The sequence below is a fragment of the Roseovarius lutimaris genome, assembly GCF_900115165.1.
GTDB lineage: Bacteria > Pseudomonadota > Alphaproteobacteria > Rhodobacterales > Rhodobacteraceae > Roseovarius > Roseovarius lutimaris.
On the sequence record NZ_FOVP01000005.1, the window covers coordinates 124,174 to 143,369 of the forward strand.

Consider the following 19,196-nt stretch of genomic DNA (forward strand, 5'->3'; position numbering starts at 1 on the left):
CTAAGATTTTTTGCAGAAAAATCTTAGGTTAAAAATATTCTGCAAATATTTTTGTCCAGCGTTACCCGCGATGCCATGGCCAGTGCGGATGGGCAACAGGATCTTTGGCGCGCCAGAAATGGTGGCGGAAAATCTGCGCGTAGGAGCGATAGACATATCCGTCATTGCGCGCGCAATATTGCGCCCGGTTCTGCGCATAAAGACCCGGTAACTTATACCAGGCGACAGATGGATGCGTGTGATGCACCACATGCAGGTTATTGTTCAAAAATATCCACGCCAGAGGCCCGCGATCCTCGACAATCACCGTACGCGCGGGCGCGCGCTCTACCGCACGATGTTCGAGAAAGGTGCGGATCTTCAGGATCGACAGGCCCAGATAGGCGGCAATCAGATAGGCCCAGAGCGGCATGGCCGACAGGCTCACCCATGCCACGACAAGGGCCACCGCCGGAACATGCCAGAGCCAACCGCGCAGAACCGCCCCCTCTCCGGCCCGGATCGCGCGCCAATCGGAGGCCATGAACGACAGCTGCCCGAGCAAAGGGCCGATAATCATGCGCCCCGCCAGCGTGTTGTTGGCCCGCAACACCGCCTGCATCCATCGCGGCAACCTTTGCCACAGAGCCGGATCAAGATAATTGGTTTCCGGATCGTCATAAGGATCGGTCAGCGCCGCATCCCGGTGATGCGCCAGGTGGGTATCGCGAAACCTCTGATAGGGGATGAACAGACTCAGCGCCGGAAAAACAAGCGCCTCATTCAGGCGGCGCGCGCGAAACGGATGGCCATGCAGAACCTCATGGCTCAGCGAGGATTGAAGCGCGATGCAAAGCCCGCTTAGCGCCACCCCGAACGGCAGCCAAAACGCCGCCGCCCAGGTGGTGCCGATGGCCCAGCCCGCGTAGCACAGTACCAGCAAGGCCAGTGTCGGCCATTCCACCGCATTGCGTCGCGCCTTATCCAAAACAGCGGCCCCAGTTGATACGGGTCCAGATACGCTCGTAAAGGAAATAGCTGCTTAGCCCGATTGCCGCATTGATCACGGCCATCATGCCCCCGGCTTTGAACGAGCCTGTGAAGATCACCCCGACCAGCGCCATCACGGCCAGGCCGATCAGGTTCCAGATGACTGCCTTTACAACCGTGCGCATTCGCGTCTCCATAAGGGGCCCTTTCCATTTTCCAAATATTGCGCCGAAACTGTTCCTATTTCGTAAAGTTGACCATTTCGAATATGGTTAACAAATCTCTGCATCTGTGATTTAAGTCACCACATGAATGAAAAAATCGACAAGCGTTTGCGCGCCGACCTGTTTCGCACCCGTCTGGGCGAGGCGATGCGCCTGCGCCAGACCAACCAGAGCGTGCTTGCCCGCGCTATCGGGGTCGATCGCTCGACAATTTCGCAATTGCTCAAGGGGCCCTCGGCGCGGCTTCCCAATGCGCAGGTGGTTGGCGAATGCGCAAGCGCGCTCGGGATTTCGGCGGATTGGCTTTTGGGGCTGACCGACCGGCCCGAAACCACAGCCGACATGCTGGCCAATACGCTGTCGCTGACCGAGGCGCCGCGCGCGCTTGTGGATGAGCAGATATTTCAGTGGCACAAAGAGGCCGCCGGCTACAAGATCCGCCATGTGCCCGCCGGCCTGCCCGATATGCTCAAGACCCGCGCCATGCTGGAATGGGAATATGCCCCGCATCTGGGGCGTAGCACCGGTCAGGCGATTGGCGCCTCAGAGGACCGAATGGCCTGGATGCGCGCCGCGCGCTCGGATTACGAGATTGCCCTGCCGATCCATGAGCTTGAGAGCTTCGCGCGCGCCGAAGGCTATTACCGCGATCTGCCGCTCGATCTACGCCGCGACCAGCTTGATCACCTGATCACGGTCACGGCCCAGCTATATCCCAGCCTGCGGCTTTACCTGTTTGACGCGCGTCGGGTCTATTCGGCGCCGGTCACCATTCTGGGCCCGCTTCTGGCGGTGCTCTATATCGGGCGCAATTACATGGTGTTTCGCGATACCGAACGGGTGCAGGCGCTGACGCTGCATTTCGATCATCTGCTGCGCGAGGCCGATATCACCGCCCGCGCCCTGCCCGAGCGGCTTGCGGCCTTGCGCGCCGGGCTTGGCTAACCGCGCTGCAACCGCACCGGAATTTCGCGCGCCAAACGCAACAGATGCGCCATATAGGGCTTGTCGGCATCATCTTCGCGGATCGCGGCGTAAAGGCGTTTGGTCACGCCAGATTTTGTCAGCGGGCGGGTCACGTAATCAGTGCTTGTCTTGACCTCGCGCACCACCCAATCGGGCAGAACCGCAACCCCGCGATTAGAGGCCACCAAGAGCAGGATCACCGCCGTCAGCTCGACCTGACGGATGCTGCGCGGTTCGACCTTAGCGGGGGTAAGAAGCTCTGTGAACACATCAAGACGCGAGCGATCCACCGGATAGGTGATCAATATTTCGTCGCGAAAATCCTCGGCCTCGACATAGGTTTTTTGCGCCAGAGGGTGCTGGCTTGCGGCCACGAAAACCGGCTCGTAATCAAACAGCGGCTTGAAGATGATCCCCGGCAGATCCTCGGGATCGGATGAGATCACAAGATCGACATCCTCTTTTTGCAGCGCGGGCAACGCGTCAAACGCAAGGCCGGGGCGGATATCGACATCGACCTCGCCCCATGTCTTGCGAAACGCCTCAAGCACCGGAAACAGCCATTCAAAACAGGCATGACATTCAATCGCGATATGAAGCCGCCCGGCGCTGCCTTCGCGCAGACCGTCAAATTCGGCCTCAAGCGCCTCGATCTCGGGCAGGATATTTTCGGCCACCCGCAACAGGCGATGCCCCGCCGCCGATAGGCGTAACGGCTTGGAGCGACGCACAAAAAGCTCGACCCCGGCCTGATCCTCAAGGCCCTTGATCTGATGGCTCAGCGCCGATTGGGTGATGTGCAGCAAATCCGCCGCCTTGGCCAAGCCCCCGGCCCGGTGAATGGCGCGGATGGTTTTGAGATGCCGAAACTCGATATGCATATATTAGCGAACCTCATTCAAACCATGAATTTTATGAAGTTGTCTCACAAAGCGCATCCTGCAACAAGAGGACAACACGCCCCCCGAGTAGGATTGCCACAATGAAAACGCCCCGGATTTCGTTCGAATTTTTCCCGCCCAAGTCGCTCGAGGCTTCTTTTCGCCTGTGGGATACGGTTCAGACGTTGGCCCCGCTTGAGCCGCGCTTTGTTTCGGTCACCTATGGCGCCGGTGGCACCACCCGCGAGCTGACCCGCGACGCGGTTGGCACGCTCCACAAGGCGACCGGCCTTAACGTGGCGGCGCATCTGACCTGTGTTGACGCAAGCCGCGAAGAAACTCTTGAAATCGCGGATCAATTCGCGGCCGCTGGCGTGACCGAGATTGTTGCCCTGCGGGGCGATCCGCCCAAGGGCTCGGACGGCTTTGCCGCGCATCCGCAAGGCTTTGGCAATAGCTGCGAACTGATTTCGGCATTGGCCGAGACCGGAAAATTCAACATCCGCGTTGGTGCCTACCCCGAGAAACACCCCGAGGCCACCAGCCAACAGGCCGATATCGATTGGCTCAAACGCAAGATCGACGCCGGCGCCAGCGAGGCAATCACCCAGTTCTTCTTTGAGGCCGACACGTTTTTCCGCTTTCGCGACGCCTGTGCCAAGGCGGGCATCGACGCGCCGATCATTCCCGGCATCTTGCCGATTGAAAACTGGACCGGGACGCGCAAATTTGCCCTCGCCTGCGGCACGCAGGTGCCGGCATGGCTGGATGATGCCTTTGATAAGGCCATTCGCGACAATCGCCACGACCTTCTGGCGACGGCGCTTGCGACCGAGCTTTGCAGCGATCTGATCGAAGGCGGCGCAGAGGATTTGCATTTTTACACGCTCAACCGCCCCGAGTTGACGCGCGATGTGTGCCACGCGCTTGGCGTGACGCCCAAGGTCGAACTGCGCCACGTCGCATAAGCCGCTTGCAGAGATCTATCGGCCCCGCCTACCTTGGCCACCAAGGATAGGAGGGGCCGAAAATGGCAATGCGACGCGCCACATCACTTGACGATCTGCCCGACCGGTCCGACCTTCTGTCGCGGTCGGGGCTTGAGTTCATGCAGGACATGATCGCAGGGCGGCTTGCCGGGCCACCGATCGGGGCGACGCTTGGCTTCTGGCCGGTGCTGGCCGAGGACGGTCAGGTGGTGTTCGAGGGTGCGGCGGGCTTTGACGTCACCAACCCAATGCGCGGGGTGCATGGTGGATGGTTCGGGGCGATCCTCGATAGCTGTATGGCCTGCGCGGTGATGACCAGACTGGCGCGCGGCGAAGTTTATACCACATTGGAATACAAGGTGAATATCACCCGCGCCCTGCCGCTTGGCACAACGGTGCGCGCGATTGGAACAGTGTCGCATTCGGGCCGCTCGACCGGTGTCGCCACCGGCGAATTGCGCGGGGTGAAAGACGACCGGCTTTATGCCACCGGATCGACCACCTGCATCATCATGCGCCCCGAACCGGGGTAACCGGCCAGCCTGCCCCCTTTTCGGGAGGGGGTGGGTGGGTGGGCCTGCCGAAAAGGGGGCCGTCAGACGCCCGGTTCTTTCAGCCCGATCATCGCGCCCGCGCCGCTGCGCCCGCCCATCTTGCGCCCCTCGACACTTTCGTGAAGCCGCTCTGAGGGATCCCGCCCGACAACCCGGGCACGGCGCAACAGGAAAATCTTGCCCCAGCCATGCCAGGCCCCCACCGAGGGCGCCGCGATATCCACCTTGAATCGCCCGCGCCAGCCCTCGGGCAGGTGAAGCCCGCAACCAATCGCCTGTTCCAGCATCCAGACCAGCGGGATATTCGACAGCGGGCGCGCCGCGTGAAACCCGTCAAGCTGACCGCCGACATCGCCATGGGTGCCGCGGAACCAGACCTGTTCGACATGCCCCTCAAACCCGGGCGGACAGATCCACATGACCGGCGCATAGGCCGTGCGGGTTTCATCCAGCGCGAGCGCGTGAAACCCGTGCTTGGTCGTCGGGCCGAGGTGGTGATTATGAAAGCCATGCGCATCCGCCCGAAACCGCCAGAGGATCGGTATGCGCATGCCGAGGGCCTTGACCGTATCCCAGACGCCGACCATCTCGACCGCGACCGAGGCGTGGCAATGCAGGCGCCTAAAGCTCTGGCTGGCCTCACTATCGGGGCCGCACTGATAGTGGCGATAGGCGGTTTTGACATTGCGCTCGGTCGCCTCTTCGGCACGCAAAAGGCCGATCTTGTCAATCACCCCCGCCAGCGAGCGGACCGCATAGGCGCCGCGCGAATAGCCAAACAGGAAAATCCGGTCGCCGGGGCGATAGCGGCTGGCAAGATAGCCATAGGCGCGCCGGATCTGCCGGTTGAGCCCGCGCCCCAACAGCACATCGGGCGTCGCGCGCCAGTCATACCATTGCAACCCGGCCTCGTAATACAGCGAGACGGCGCTGCCAGCGGTCTCGCTCAAAAGCTTATAGGTCAGCCCCGCATTGCTTTCACAGCCCTCCGAGAGCGACGACATGGTGCCATCCAGAATAAGAACATGGGTGACCGGGCCGCGCCGGTGGGCAAAGGCGGTGTGCCCGCTATGCTGCCCCGGCCGGAGAAGCTCATAGAGGGCTTTGGTCCACTTGCGCCATACCGTCATCTGTCATCTTCCATACTCTGTGCGGCGCGAACGGCACCCCCCCGCCTGCCATAGTGCGTCGACCACCGCATCGCCCTTGCGGGCACTGCTTCTGCGGCAAGACCAATCATAGGCCTATCATCGGCCCTTGGCATCGCATAGTCCATGAAACTTGCCGTGAGACGCCGATCGCCGCCGTCATGCACCGGCGCTTCACCCCGTAAAGGGCTGATAGGGCCCTGAATATCGTCACTCACAGCATAGCCAGAGCGGGCGCGGGCGCGTCTAAACCCTGGCCACGGTCACTACATCGCTTAATCCATAGCCATTAAAACCGGTGCTCAGACTTTGGGTATAGGCCCCCATGCCCGAAATCAGCAGGTAATCGCCCTCTTGAATATCCCCGGGCAAGGCCAGCGGGTCAGGCAGGCGGTCAATGCTGTCACAGGTCGGACCAAAGACGACACGGGCGCACGGCGCGGCGGTGCGCGGCGTGCCATCGGGCGCCATCACCGCAATCCGGTCCGGCGCGCCGATATCGCGGATCTCGGTGAGCCCGCCATAAACCCCGTCATTCAGAAACACCGCGCCACACGCGCGCAGCGCCTTGACCCGCACCGCCATGGTCAGCGCCTCGGCCACCATCGCGCGGCCCGGCTCGCACACCAGATCCGGCGCCTCTGCCCCGAAAACACGGGTCACCTCAGCACGGATATGGGAAAATATCGCCTCAAGATCAGGCGCCGGTCCAACCCGGTGCGCAGCAAAGCCCCCCCCCACATTCAGACGGCTCAGACGCACGCCCGCTGCCTCTGCTACCTGTGCGACAGTGCCGATATAGGCCCCCCAGGCCGCCGGATCGGCGCATTGGGTGCCGGGATGAAAGGTCATTGACGGGGTAAACCCGCGCGCCGCGACGGCTTGCAAAAGCTCTGTTGCGCGCTCGGGTCCGGCGCCGAATTTCGCCCCGAAATCATAGGCCGCGCCACCTACCGGCAGGGCCAGGCGCACGCTTATCTCTGCATCCGGGGCGACAGTGCCGCTCAGCTTGTCAAGCTCGCTCAGGCAATCTATGGAAAACGAGCGCACCCCCATGTCGGCGGCCACAGCCACCTCGGCAGGCGAGCGGACAGGATTGTTGTAATGCAAGACCGCCGTCGGACAGACCCGGCGCACGGCGCGCATTTCCTCGGGGCTTGCCACATCAAACGCGCCGATCCCCGCCGCCACCAGATTGGCCAGAATCTCTTCGCCCGGATTGGCCTTGACCGCATAGGTCACCAAACCGTCAAACCCCGATTGAAACCGCCGCACCGTGGCCTGAAGGATGTCGGGGCTGAAATAAAGCACCGCCGCGTCGGGCACATGGCGCAGGATATGCGCGCGAGGGTCGGGCCAATTGGGGGAATTACGCATGGGGGGACCTTTTGCTGCTCTTTTTCCATGAGTGTGCGGTAAATTTACGTCGATTCATCGTGGCGTTTCGTATGAAATGACGTAGAATTCCGTCAGATAGCAGGACAAGCCATGCAAATTGACGAAACAGATCGCGCGCTTCTGGCGCTCCTGGGGCAAAATGCGCGGCTGCCCGTGGCCACATTGGCGCGCAAACTCGGCCTTGCGCGCACCACGGTTCAGGCCCGGCTTGACCGGCTTGAGACAAGTGGCGTGATCGCGGGCTATAGCTTGCGCCTAGGACAGGAAGCACGTCCTGGCCTGCGCGCGACTGCCCTTGTCAGCATCGAACCGCGTTCTGGCCCGGCGGTTCTGGCGCGGCTCAAATCCTTGCCACAGGTGCGCCGCGTTCATACCACCTCGGGGCGGTTCGATCTGATTGTCACGCTTGAGGCCACAACCACCCAAGAGCTTGACGACACCCTTGACCGCATCGGCGAAGCCAAGGGCGTGCGCAGCTCGGAAAGCCTTATTCACCTGTCCACAAAACTGGATCGCGGCGCCTGATCCGTCAGGCCTCCAAGAAAATTCGGCAAATTTTCTTGGCCGAAGATTTTTCGCAGAAAAATCGCCGCTACCGCCGCCCCAAAAGCCCCGCCCGCCAGAAAACCAGCATCAGGACAAACCCGATTCCAAGCAGGCATGCGCAAACGATCCAGAACGCATTCGGATCATCCACCCCCGGTACGCCGCCGACATTGATCCCCAATAGCCCAGTCAAAAGCCCGAGCGGCAGGAAAATCGCCGCCACCACCGAGAGCAACAGCATCTGCTTGTTCATCGCCTCGGCGCGGGCATCCATGATCTGATCATGCACCACCTGCGCGCGATCCCGGATCGCATCAAGCTCTTCCGCAAGCCGGGTCATCCGTTCTGTCGCCTCGCGCAACCGGCTGCGGTCATGGGCGCGCAGCCAGGCCATATCCTCGATCTCAAACGTGCTCAGCGCGTCGCGCTGTGGCGCCATATGGCGACGCAGCACGATGGCCACGCGGCGGATATCGCCAAGATCGCGACGACTAAGCGTACTCAGCCCCTCGATCACCTGATCCTCTAGCACATCGACCCTCTCATTCAGCCCCGCCACCACCGGCTCGACCCGATCCGCCAGCCGCAACGCCAGCCGCGCCACCAGTTCACCCGCGCCATCGGGGCCTTGCCCGCGCTCGACACTCTCATGCACATCGCCGACCGCCATCAGGCGGCGCAGCTGAACCGTCACCACAAGGCGTTCGGTCACCCACATCCGAAGCGACACCATATCCTCGACTTCGTCGCCGGGGTTAAGGTTCACACCGCGCAGGTTGAGCAACACCCCATCGCCATGCGTGGTACAGCGCGGCCGCGTCTCTGGCGCCAGAAGCGCGCGAAGCACCAGCGGCTCAATCGGGGCAGCCTCAAGCCAGTCTCGCGCACCGGGTTGGGCGCAGTTCACATGCACCCAGATAAAGCCGCCCGCCTCTGGGCGCGCCAATGTACCGCTTTCGGTCGTCACGCTCTCTGCTGCGCCGCCCGGCGCAATCCGCCATTGCCGTATCCCGTCCATGCCCTGCCCTTCAACTGTCCCTGGCACACATTGCGCGCGATTGCTGCCCGTGTCACCCACCCAAAGCCCAACAAAGTGCCGCTCTAGCCTTTCACTCGGGCGCGGCATTCGCTAGACGTCTGGCAAACCGCAAATGCGCAGGAAACAACGTCATGGCGATGGAAAAGACATTCAACGCGACCGAGGCCGAAAACCGCCTCTATCAAGCATGGGAAACGGCCGGGGCGTTCAAGGCCGGGGCCAATGCCAAACCGGGGGCCGAACCCTTTAGCATCATGATCCCCCCGCCCAATGTGACCGGCAGCCTTCATATGGGGCACGCGTTCAACAACACGCTTCAGGATATCCTCGTGCGCTGGCACCGGATGCGCGGTCATGACACCCTCTGGCAGCCCGGGCAGGATCACGCCGGCATCGCGACGCAAATGGTGGTCGAGCGCAAACTTGCCGCCGAGGGCCAGCCGGGCCGCCGCGACCTTGGCCGCGAGGCCTTCCTTGACAAGGTCTGGGAATGGAAAACCGAATCCGGCGGCACTATCGTCAATCAGCTCAAGCGCCTTGGTGCCTCCTGCGACTGGTCGCGCAATGCCTTTACCATGTCCGGCGCCCCAGGCGCGCCTGCGGGCGAAGAGGGCAATTTTCACGATGCGGTGATCAAGGTCTTTGTCGATATGTACAACAAGGGCCTGATCTATCGCGGCAAGCGATTGGTCAACTGGGACCCGCATTTTGAAACCGCGATTTCCGATCTCGAGGTCGAAAACACCGAAGTGCCGGGCCATATGTGGCACTTCAAATACCCGCTCGCGGGGGGCGAGACATATGAGTATTTGGAGAAAGATGAAGACGGGAATGTGATTTTTCGGGAAGAGCGCGATTATATTGCCATCGCGACGACCCGCCCTGAAACCATGCTCGGCGATGGCGCGGTCGCGGTGCACCCATCGGATGAGCGTTACGCGCCAATCATCGGAAAGCTATGTGAAATTCCGGTTGGCCCGAAAGAGCACCGTCGCCTGATCCCGATCATCACCGATGAGTATCCCGACCCGACCTTTGGCTCTGGTGCGGTCAAGATCACCGGGGCGCATGACTTTAACGACTATGAGGTCGCCAAGCGGGGCGGTATCCCGATGTATCGCCTGATGGATACCCGCGCGCATATGCGTGACGATGGTGCCGATTACGCCACCTGCGCCGCTCGTGCACAAGAGATTGCCGGTGGCGCCGCCTTTGACGGTGCCGAGGTCGACACGCTCAACCTGATCCCCGACGATCTGCGCGGGTTGGACCGGTTTGAGGCGCGTGACAAGGTGATTGAGCAAATCACCTCCGAGGGATTGGCCGTCATGGTTGCACCGTCATCCTCGGGCTCGACCCGAGGACCTCAGGAGACAACAGATCCTCGGGTCGAGCCCGAGGACAAAGACGCGGACACTCTCATTTCTTTCGTCGAATCCAAACCGATCATGCAGCCCTTTGGCGACCGCTCAAAAGTGGTGATCGAGCCGATGCTGACCGACCAGTGGTTCGTCGACACCGCCAAGATCGTCCAACCCGCCATCGACGCCGTGCGCTCGGGCGAGGTCACGATCATGCCCGAGAGCGACCGCAAGGTCTATTTCCACTGGCTTGAGAATATCGAGCCCTGGTGCATCTCGCGCCAGCTCTGGTGGGGGCACCAGATTCCGGTTTGGTATGATGCCGAAGGCACGCAATATTGCGCTGCCTCCGAGGATGAAGCCCGTGAAATGGCTGACGGCAAGCCGTTGACGCGTGATGAGGATGTCCTCGACACCTGGTTCTCTTCCGGTCTCTGGCCCATCGGCACCCTCGGCTGGCCCGAGGAGACCGATGAACTCAAGAAATACTTCCCGACCTCGGTGCTGATCACCGGCTTTGACATCATCTTTTTCTGGGTCGCCCGGATGATGATGATGCAATATGCCGTGGTCGGGCAAAAGCCGTTCAGCCATGTTTATGTCCATGCTCTCGTGCGCGACGAGAAGGGCAAGAAGATGTCGAAATCGCTTGGCAATGTGATCGACCCGCTTGACCTTATCGACGAATACGGCGCCGATGCGGTGCGCTTTACGCTAACGGCGATGGCCGCCATGGGCCGCGATCTCAAGCTCTCAACCCAACGCGTTGCGGGCTATCGCAACTTTGGCACCAAGCTCTGGAATGCGGCGCGCTTTGCCGAGATGAACGAGGCCGTGGGCAGCGACGGTCAGGTGCCGACCCCCGAGGCCACCGTCAACCGCTGGATCGTGGGCGAGGTCGCTAAGGCCCGCATCGCCGTTGACGACGCGCTGGAAAACTTTCGCTTCAACGACGCAGCCAATGCGCTTTATGCCTTTGTCTGGGGCACGGTCTGTGACTGGTATGTGGAGTTTTCCAAGCCGCTTTTGATGGATGGCGACGCCGCCACTAAGGCCGAAACACAGGCGACCATGGCCTGGGTGATTGACCAATGCCTGATCCTTTTGCACCCGATCATGCCCTTCGTGACCGAAGAGCTTTGGGACACGCTGGCGACCCGCGACAAGATGCTGGTGCATGCCGATTGGCCGACCTATGGCAGCGAATTGATCAACCCCGAGGCCGACCGCGAAATGAACTGGGTGATCGGGCTGATCGAACAGGTCCGCTCGGCGCGCGCGCAGATGCATGTGCCCGCCGGGCTTTATATTCCCGTGCTGGTGACCGAGCTTTCAGAGGCCGGGCGCATGGCATGGGAGCGCAACGAGGTCATGATCAAGCGCCTTGCGCGCATTGATAGCCTGACCGACACCGAGGCCTTCCCAAAAGGCTGTGTCACCATCGCCGTTGAGGGTGGCAGCTTTGGCCTGCCACTGGCGGATATCATCGACGTGGGCGAAGAAAAGGCGCGGCTTGAAAAGACGCTTGGCAAGCTTGAAAAAGAGCTTGGCGGCCTGCGCGGACGCCTCAACAACCCAAAATTCGTCGCCTCCGCCCCCGATGAGGTGGTCGATGAGGCGCGCGAAAACCTCGCCCTGCGCGAAGAGGAAGAGGGCAAACTGCGCGCCGCCCTCGCCCGTCTGGCGGAACTCGGTTAACATCAGCGCCCCCCCCTTTATCTGGAGGGGCGCGCCTTTATGCGAGGTCGAACCAACAGAGATTTGGGCCTCCGGCGGGGATATTTGGAGCCAGAAGAAACAAGGCTGACTTTCATCTTTCTCTAAATACTCAAAAACAGATCGGCAGGCGGCTGAGGTCAGAAAGGCACATCATCCGTGCCGGTGATGAAGCGCGCCACAACCTTTTTGATGCCGGCCTTGTCAAATTCGATTTCGAGTTTGTCACCCTCAATCCCGATGATCGCGCCATAGCCGAATTTCTGATGAAACACCCGCTCGCCCATGGAATGGGCGCTGACGGCGTGCAGGTCGATCACCGTATTGCTGGCCTCGCGCGGCTGGTGTGTCGGGCGCTCGGCGCTGCGGCTCTGGAGGCGGCGCCAACCGGGGGAGTTATAGACATTGGCCTCGGCGGCGCGGGTCTCGATCGTGCTGTTCATGCCGACCGCGCCATAGCCCCCACCATATAGTCCCGGCGGGGTAAGCACTTCGACGTGATCCTCGGGCAGCTCATCAATAAAGCGCGAGGGCATCTGGCTTTGCCATTGGCCATAAACCCGGCGGTTTCCGGCAAAGGAGATCGTACAGACCTCCTCTGCGCGGGTGACGCCCACATAGGCAAGTCGCCGCTCTTCCTCTACGCCGCGCTGCCCGCTTTCATCCATCGAGCGTTGCGAGGGGAAAAGCCCGTCTTCCCAGCCCGGCAGGAACACCACCGGAAATTCAAGGCCCTTGGCGGCATGCAGCGTCATGATCGAGATTTTTTCGCCGTCTTCGCCTGCCTCATTGTCCATGATCAGGCTGACGTGTTCGAGAAAGCCCTGAAGGTTCTCGAATTGCTCCAGCGCCTTGACCAACTCCTTGAGGTTCTCAAGCCGTCCCGGCGCCTCGGGTGTCTTGTCGTTCTGCCACATTTCCGTGTAGCCCGATTCATCCAAAATCATCTCGGCCAACTCGATATGGCTTATGTCCTTGTCGCCGGTCATGCGGCCCCAGCGATCCAACCCGTCGAGCAATTTGCCAAGCTCGACAGCGCCCTTGCCGCCCAGCCCTTTTTCCTCCAGCAAAAGGCGCGCGCCTTCGATCAGCGGCACGCCGTTGGCCCGCGCGGTTATCTGGATTTTCTGCTGGGCCTTGTCGCCAAGGCCGCGTTTTGGGGTATTCACGATCCGCTCGAACGCGAGATCGTCGGCGGGCGAGGTGACAAGGCGGAAATAGGCCATGGCGTCGCGGATTTCCATGCGCTCGTAAAAGCGCGGGCCGCCGATGACGCGGTAGGGCATGCCGATGGTCAGAAAGCGATCCTCGAAGGCGCGCATCTGGTGGGAGGCGCGCACGAGGATGGCCATGTCATCAAGGGAAAAGGCGCGCAACCCGCGGGTGCCACCCTGCATCGCCTCGACCTCTTCGCCGATCCAGCGGGCCTCTTCCTCGCCGTCCCAATGGCCGATCAGGCGCACCTTTTCGCCCTCCTCCGCCTCGGTCCAAAGCTCCTTGCCAAGCCGCCCCTTGTTGCCCGCGATGATGCCGCTGGCGGCGGCAAGAATATGTGGGGTCGAGCGGTAATTCTGCTCCAGACGGATCACCGCCGCGCCGGGAAAATCCGCCTCGAACCGCAGGATATTGCCCACCTCGGCGCCGCGCCAGCCATAGATCGACTGATCGTCATCGCCGACGCAGCAGATATTCTTGTGACCCGCCGCCAGAAGGCGCAGCCACAGGTATTGGGCGACGTTGGTATCCTGGTATTCGTCCACCATGATAAAGCGGAACCAGCGTTGGTATTGCGCCAGGATATCGTCGTGGGTCTGGAAAATGCTGACCACATGCAACAGAAGGTCGCCGAAATCGACGGCGTTCAACTCGATCAAACGGGCCTGATACTGGCGATAGAGCGCGGGGGCCTTGCCGTCATAGGCGCCCGCCTCGGCGGCGGGCAGGTTATCGGGCGTCCAGGCGCGGTTTTTCCAGTTGTCGATAACCCCGGCAAGCGCGCGGGCAGGCCAGCGTTTGTCGTCAATGCCCGCCGCCTGCACCAGTTGTTTCAAAAGCCGAAGCTGGTCGTCACTGTCGAGAATCGTAAAGCTGGACTTGAGGCCAACAAGCTCGGCGTGGCGACGCAGCAGCTTGACGCAGATCGAATGGAAGGTGCCAAGCCAGGGCATGCCCTCGGCGGGTTGGCCCAACATCTGCCCGACCCGGTTTTTCATCTCGCGCGCCGCCTTGTTGGTAAAGGTCACCGCCAGAATTTCGTTGGGCCGCGCCTTGCCGCTATTGAGCATATGTACGATCCGCGTGGTCAGCGCCTTGGTCTTGCCGGTGCCGGCCCCGGCCAGCATCAGAACCGGGCCTTCGATGGTTTCGACCGCCTTGCGCTGTTCGGGGTTGAGCCCGTCAAGATAGGGCGAAGGCCGCGCCGCCATGGCGCGGGCCGAGAGGGAGGCGCCTTCAAAGGCGTCGGATTCGTCATAGGTGCTCATGGGCGTCACAATAGCGCGGGCGTACGCCAAGATAAAGAGATGTTCGGGGATTGTTCCCGCAGCGTCCCGACCCCGCATGACGTGCTGGACAACGCCCTGAAAACCCGCACAAATGCGCGGCATGGACCTGCATGCAAAATACCCCGCCCTGTCTGATCTGCGCGCCCGTGCGCGCGCCCGCATTCCGCGTTTCGTCTGGGACTATCTCGATAGCGGCACCGGGGTCGAGGCCACCAAGGCGCGCAATCGCGAGAGGCTGGATCGGGTGCGGCTGATGCCGTCGATCCTGCACGGTGAGTTCACGCCCGATATCAGCGCGCCGCTGTTTGGGCAGATGCATGCGCTCCCGGTGGGGATTGCGCCGGTGGGGATGTCGGGGCTGATCTGGCCGGATGCCGAGCGCCACCTTGCGCGCGCCGCGACGCAGGCGGGCATTCCCTATGCGCTGTCGACCGTGGCCAGCCAAAAGCCCGAGGATGTCGGCCCGCACCTCAATGGCCAAGGCTGGTTTCAGCTTTATCCGCCGCGCGATCCGGAGATTCGCACCGGTATGCTCAACCGTGCGCGCGCCGCCGGGTTTGGCGTGCTGGTGCTCACCGTCGATGTGCCGGTCGGAAGCCGCCGCGAACGTCAGGCGCGCTCGGGCCTGACACAGCCCCCTAGACTGACGCCGCGCCTGATGGCGCAGGTGGCGCGGTGCCCGACCTGGGCGCTTGGCATGGCAAGCATGGGCATGCCGCGGATGCGGTTGATTGATGATTATGCGGGCGAGACCAAGGGCTTGCCGTCAAACAAACACGCCGGTTATCTTTTGCGCACCTCGCCGGATTGGGATTATCTGCGCTGGCTGCGCGACGCCTGGGAGGGGCCGATTGTGGTCAAGGGCGTGCTGAATGGCGACGATGCGCACGCGCTTGAGGGCGAGGGCGTTGATGCGATCTGGGTCTCGAACCATGCCGGTCGTCAGTTTGACGCCGCCCCCGCCACCATCGAGGCGCTGCCTGAGGTGCGCGCCGCAACCCGTCTTCCGGTGATCATGGATGGCGGAATCGAAGGCGGGCTGGACGTGCTGCGCGCCATCGCCCTTGGGGCGGATTTCGTGATGATGGGGCGCGGCTGGCATTTCGCCCTTGGCGCGCTTGGGGCCGGGGGGCCGGCGCATCTGGCGGATATTCTGGCCGCCGATCTTGTGGCGAACATGGGACAGCTTGGCACAAAGACCCTGTTTGACGTGCGCGAGCGCCTGATCCCGACCGGGTAAGCCCCCCTACCCGCCCGGTCATGAATTTTCCCCGGCCGGGAAATACGCAATATGGCGGATTGCGCAATGCTTTCACAAATCCTACAAGTTTACAGCGCTGCATCGCGGCATATCGCCCATGGCAGCGCCAAGAGACAAAAACCGGGGGGATAGGCCATGGCCGAATTCAAGAAGATCCTGATTGCGAACCGGGGCGAAATCGCCATTCGCATCTTGCGCGCCGCCAATGAGCTGGGCAAACGCACCGTCGCCATCTTTGCCGAAGAAGACAAGCTAAGCCTGCACCGCTTCAAGGCCGATGAGGCCTATCGCATCGGTGAGGGGCTTGGCCCGGTGGCCGCCTATCTGTCGATTGAAGAGATCATTCGCGTCGCCAAACAATCCGGCGCCGATGCGATCCATCCCGGTTATGGCCTTCTGTCGGAAAACCCCGAGTTCGTCGATGCCTGTGACGCGGCGGGCATCACCTTTATCGGACCCAAGGCCGAAACCATGCGCCAGTTGGGCGACAAGGCAAGCGCGCGCCGCGTGGCGATCGAGGCCGGCGTGCCCGTCATTCCGGCCACCGAGGTGCTTGGCGACGATATGGCCAAGGTCCGCGAGCAGGCCGAGGCGGTCGGTTACCCGCTGATGCTCAAGGCAAGCTGGGGCGGCGGCGGGCGCGGGATGCGGCCGATCAACGGCCCGGACGAGCTTGAGGAAAAGGTGCTTGAAGGGCGGCGCGAGGCCGAGGCGGCCTTTGGCAATGGCGAGGGCTATCTCGAAAAGATGATCCTGCGCGCGCGCCACGTCGAGGTGCAGATCCTTGGCGACAAGCACGGCAATTTGTACCACCTTTTTGAGCGGGATTGTTCGGTTCAGCGGCGCAACCAGAAGGTGGTTGAGCGTGCCCCTGCCCCGTACCTTTCCGAGGCACAGCGCGAAGAGATCTGTCAGCTTGGCTATCGCATCTGCAAGCATGTGAATTACGAATGCGCGGGCACAGTCGAATTCCTGATGGATATGGACACCGGCGCGTTCTTTTTCATCGAGGTGAACCCGCGCGTACAGGTCGAACATACCGTCACCGAAGAGGTGACCGGCGTCGACATCGTCCAGGCCCAGATCAAGATCGCCGAGGGCAAGACCCTGACCGAGGCAACCCGCAAGGCAAGTCAGTATGACATCACCCTGAACGGCCACGCGCTTCAGACCCGGATCACCACCGAAGACCCGCAAAACAACTTTATCCCCGATTACGGCCGCATCTCCGCCTATCGCAGCGCGACCGGCATGGGCATTCGCCTTGATGGCGGCACCGCCTATTCGGGCGGGGTGATCACGCGGTTTTACGACAGCCTTCTGGTCAAGGTGACGGCGCATGCCCAAACGCCCGAGGCGGCGATTGCCCGGATGGACCGGGCCTTGCGCGAATTTCGCATTCGCGGGGTCAGCACCAATATTGCCTTTGTCGAAAACCTGCTCAAGCATCCGACGTTTCTGAGCAATGAATATTCGACCACGTTCATCGACAGCACGCCAGACCTGTTCACCTTCGAAAAGCGCCAGGATCGCGGCACCAAGGTGCTGACCTATATCGCAGATATCACGGTAAACGGGCATTCGGAGGTGGAGGGGCGCACGCGCCCGCCCGCCGACCTCAAGCTGCCGCGCGCCCCACGCCCGCAGACGGCGGATGTCGCCGACGGGACCAAGCAACTCCTCGACCGCGAGGGACCGCAGGCCGTGGCCGACTGGATGGCGGCGCAAAAGCGGCTGCTGATCACCGACACCACGATGCGCGACAGTCATCAGTCGCTCCTGGCCACACGAATGCGCTCGATCGACATGATCGGCATCGCGCCCAATTACGCCGATGACCTGCCGGGGCTTTTCTCGATGGAATGCTGGGGCGGCGCGACCTTCGACGTGGCCTACCGCTTTCTCGGCGAATGCCCCTGGCAACGGTTGCGCGACCTGCGCGCCGCCATGCCCAACCTGCTTACCCAGATGCTGCTGCGCGGCTCGAACGGGGTCGGTTACACCAATTATCCCGACAATGTGGTGGCGGCATTTGTCAAGCAGGCGGCCGAAAGCGGTGTCGATCTCTTCCGCGTCTTCGACCCCCTGAACTGGGCCGAAAACATGCGCGTTTCAATGGATGCGGTGCTCGACTCGGGCAAGATCCTTGAGGCGGCGATCTGCTATACCGGGGACATTCTCGATCCGGCCCGTTCGAAATACGATCTGAAATACTATCTCGACATGGCCAAGGAGCTAAAGGCGGCGGGCACGCATATCCTGTGCCTCAAGGACATGGGCGGCCTGATGAAACCGGCCACGGCAAGCGTGCTCTTCAAGGCGCTCAAGGAAGAGGTGGGTCTGCCGCTGCACTTCCACACTCATGACACCGCCGGTATCGCGGGGGCCACGATCCTTGCCGCCTCCGAGGCCGGGGTGGATGCGGTCGACTGCGCGATGGACGCGCTCTCGGGCAATACCTCGCAGGCGACTCTTGGCACGATTGTCGAGGCGCTGCGCCATACCGAGCGCGACACCGGGCTCGATATCACCGCCATCCGGAAGATCTCGAATTACTGGGAATCGGTGCGCGACCACTACGCTGCCTTCGAGAGTGGCATGCAGTCGCCGACCTCCGAGGTCTATCTGCACGAGATGCCCGGCGGGCAGTTCACCAACCTCAAGGCGCAGGCGCGCTCGATGGGGATGGAGGACCGCTGGCACGACATCGCGCGCACCTATGCCGATGTGAACCAGATGTTCGGCGATGTGATCAAGGTGACGCCGATCGCCAAGACCGTCGGCGATCTGGCGCTGATGATGGTAAGCCAGGGCCTGACCTGCGAGGATGTGCTCAACCCCGAAACCGAGGTCAGCTTTCCCGACAGCGTGGTGACACTGATGAAAGGCTATGTCGGCCAGGCACCCGGCGGTTTTCCCGAGGCCATCGTCAAGAAGGTGCTCAAGGGCGAAGAGCCGATCACTGTGCGCCCCGGTACGCTGTTGCCGCCCGAGGATCTCGACGCGCGCCGCGCCGAGCTGGTGGAGCGCTTTGGCGAGAGCATGGACAATGAGGATCTGATGGGCAGCCTGATGTATCCACGCGTTTTTGCCGATTACATTGAGCGCCACGCGGTCCACGGCCCGGTGCGCACCCTGCCGACACGGACGTTCTTTTACGGCATGCAAGCGGGCGAGGAAATCAGCGTCGAGATCGACCCCGGCAAGATTCTTGAAATCCGGCTTCAGGCGGTGAGCGAGACCCAGCCCGACGGCCAGGTCAAGGTGTTCTTTGAACTCAACGGTCAGCCGCGCGTGATCCGGGTGCCAGACCGTCTTGCCAAGGCCCAGACCGTTGCGCGCCCCAAAGCCGAGCTTGGCAATGCCAATCACGTCGGCGCGCCAATGCCCGGCGTGGTGGCCAGCGTGGCGGCCGTGGCCGGCAAAGCGGTCAAGGCGGGGGATTTGCTGCTGACCATCGAGGCGATGAAAATGGAAACCGGCATTCACGCCGAGCGCGACGCGACCATCAAGGCCGTGCATGTCACCCCCGGTGACCAGATCGACGCCAAGGATCTGTTGATCGAGTTCGAATAGCGGCTCATCCGCCCTGACAGGCGGCCTCGCGACATCGTGGGGACGTGTCTAAATTGAGCCTTTT

The 19,196-nt window shown here is 61.9% G+C and carries 14 protein-coding genes; 7 read left to right on the forward strand and 7 right to left on the reverse strand.

What is annotated here, in order from left to right:
- Positions 1-61 precede the first annotated feature (61 nt).
- Both BMZ91_RS05955 and BMZ91_RS05960 read right to left on the reverse strand, forming a co-directional pair.
- Positions 62-967 carry a fatty acid desaturase gene (locus BMZ91_RS05955; RefSeq protein WP_092835739.1) on the reverse strand — a complete coding sequence of 302 codons (906 nt, stop codon included), beginning with the start codon at positions 965-967 and terminating at the stop codon, positions 62-64.
- Positions 960-1,166 (reverse strand): DUF2061 domain-containing protein, encoded by a 207-nt coding sequence (locus BMZ91_RS05960; protein ID WP_092835741.1) that lies wholly within the window; start codon positions 1,164-1,166, stop codon positions 960-962. The genes BMZ91_RS05955 and BMZ91_RS05960 overlap by 8 nt, the downstream gene beginning before the upstream one ends.
- 111 nt (positions 1,167-1,277) lie before the next feature.
- On the opposite strand from BMZ91_RS05960, the gene BMZ91_RS05965 reads away from it, so the two are divergent.
- A complete protein-coding gene (locus BMZ91_RS05965; protein WP_092835743.1) occupies positions 1,278-2,138 on the forward strand; it encodes a helix-turn-helix domain-containing protein in 861 nt (286 codons plus the stop codon).
- Here BMZ91_RS05965 and BMZ91_RS05970 read toward each other — a convergent pair.
- The gene (locus BMZ91_RS05970; protein WP_092835745.1) at positions 2,135-3,040 is read right to left on the reverse strand and encodes a LysR family transcriptional regulator; all 906 of its coding nucleotides are present in this window, start codon (positions 3,038-3,040) and stop codon (positions 2,135-2,137) included. The two genes, BMZ91_RS05965 and BMZ91_RS05970, sit on opposite strands and share 4 nt — an antisense overlap.
- A 101-nt stretch (positions 3,041-3,141) precedes the next feature.
- On the opposite strand from BMZ91_RS05970, the gene metF reads away from it, so the two are divergent.
- Together metF and BMZ91_RS05980 are read left to right on the forward strand one after the other, a co-directional pair.
- A complete protein-coding gene (gene metF, locus BMZ91_RS05975; RefSeq protein ID WP_092835747.1) occupies positions 3,142-4,008 on the forward strand; it encodes a methylenetetrahydrofolate reductase [NAD(P)H] in 867 nt (288 codons plus the stop codon).
- 62 nt (positions 4,009-4,070) lie between these two features.
- Positions 4,071-4,562 carry a PaaI family thioesterase gene (locus BMZ91_RS05980; RefSeq protein ID WP_425441550.1) on the forward strand — a complete coding sequence of 164 codons (492 nt, stop codon included), beginning with the start codon at positions 4,071-4,073 and terminating at the stop codon, positions 4,560-4,562.
- A gap of 62 nt (positions 4,563-4,624) precedes the next feature.
- Here BMZ91_RS05980 and BMZ91_RS05985 read toward each other — a convergent pair whose 3' ends face one another.
- Positions 4,625-5,713, reverse strand: a complete 1,089-nt coding sequence (locus BMZ91_RS05985) for a DUF2235 domain-containing protein (RefSeq protein WP_092835750.1) — start codon at positions 5,711-5,713, stop codon at positions 4,625-4,627.
- 264 nt (positions 5,714-5,977) lie between these two features.
- A complete protein-coding gene (locus BMZ91_RS05990; protein ID WP_092835752.1) occupies positions 5,978-7,108 on the reverse strand; it encodes a type III PLP-dependent enzyme in 1,131 nt (376 codons plus the stop codon).
- A gap of 111 nt (positions 7,109-7,219) precedes the next feature.
- Between BMZ91_RS05990 and BMZ91_RS05995 the strand changes: the two genes are divergently transcribed.
- Positions 7,220-7,654, forward strand: a complete 435-nt coding sequence (locus tag BMZ91_RS05995; RefSeq protein ID WP_092835753.1) for an Lrp/AsnC family transcriptional regulator — start codon at positions 7,220-7,222, stop codon at positions 7,652-7,654.
- A gap of 67 nt (positions 7,655-7,721) precedes the next feature.
- Here the strand turns inward: BMZ91_RS05995 and BMZ91_RS06000 are convergent, their stop codons facing one another.
- A complete protein-coding gene (locus tag BMZ91_RS06000; RefSeq protein WP_092835926.1) occupies positions 7,722-8,693 on the reverse strand; it encodes a zinc transporter ZntB in 972 nt (323 codons plus the stop codon).
- A 152-nt stretch (positions 8,694-8,845) separates the two neighbouring features.
- Between BMZ91_RS06000 and BMZ91_RS06005 the strand changes: the two genes are divergently transcribed.
- On the forward strand, positions 8,846-11,773 hold the full coding sequence (locus tag BMZ91_RS06005; protein ID WP_092835755.1) for a valine--tRNA ligase: 2,928 nt from the start codon (positions 8,846-8,848) through the stop codon (positions 11,771-11,773).
- 158 nt (positions 11,774-11,931) lie between these two features.
- Here BMZ91_RS06005 and BMZ91_RS06010 read toward each other — a convergent pair whose 3' ends face one another.
- Positions 11,932-14,274, reverse strand: coding sequence for an ATP-dependent helicase (locus tag BMZ91_RS06010; protein WP_092835757.1), 2,343 nt, complete (start codon positions 14,272-14,274; stop codon positions 11,932-11,934).
- Between the two features lie 112 nt (positions 14,275-14,386).
- On the opposite strand from BMZ91_RS06010, the gene BMZ91_RS06015 reads away from it, so the two are divergent.
- On the forward strand, positions 14,387-15,535 hold the full coding sequence (locus BMZ91_RS06015) for an alpha-hydroxy acid oxidase (RefSeq protein ID WP_092835758.1): 1,149 nt from the start codon (positions 14,387-14,389) through the stop codon (positions 15,533-15,535).
- A 156-nt stretch (positions 15,536-15,691) separates the two neighbouring features.
- Complete coding sequence (gene pyc, locus BMZ91_RS06020) at positions 15,692-19,132, forward strand: pyruvate carboxylase (RefSeq protein WP_092835760.1); 3,441 nt, start codon at positions 15,692-15,694, stop codon at positions 19,130-19,132.
- Positions 19,133-19,196 lie beyond the last annotated feature (64 nt).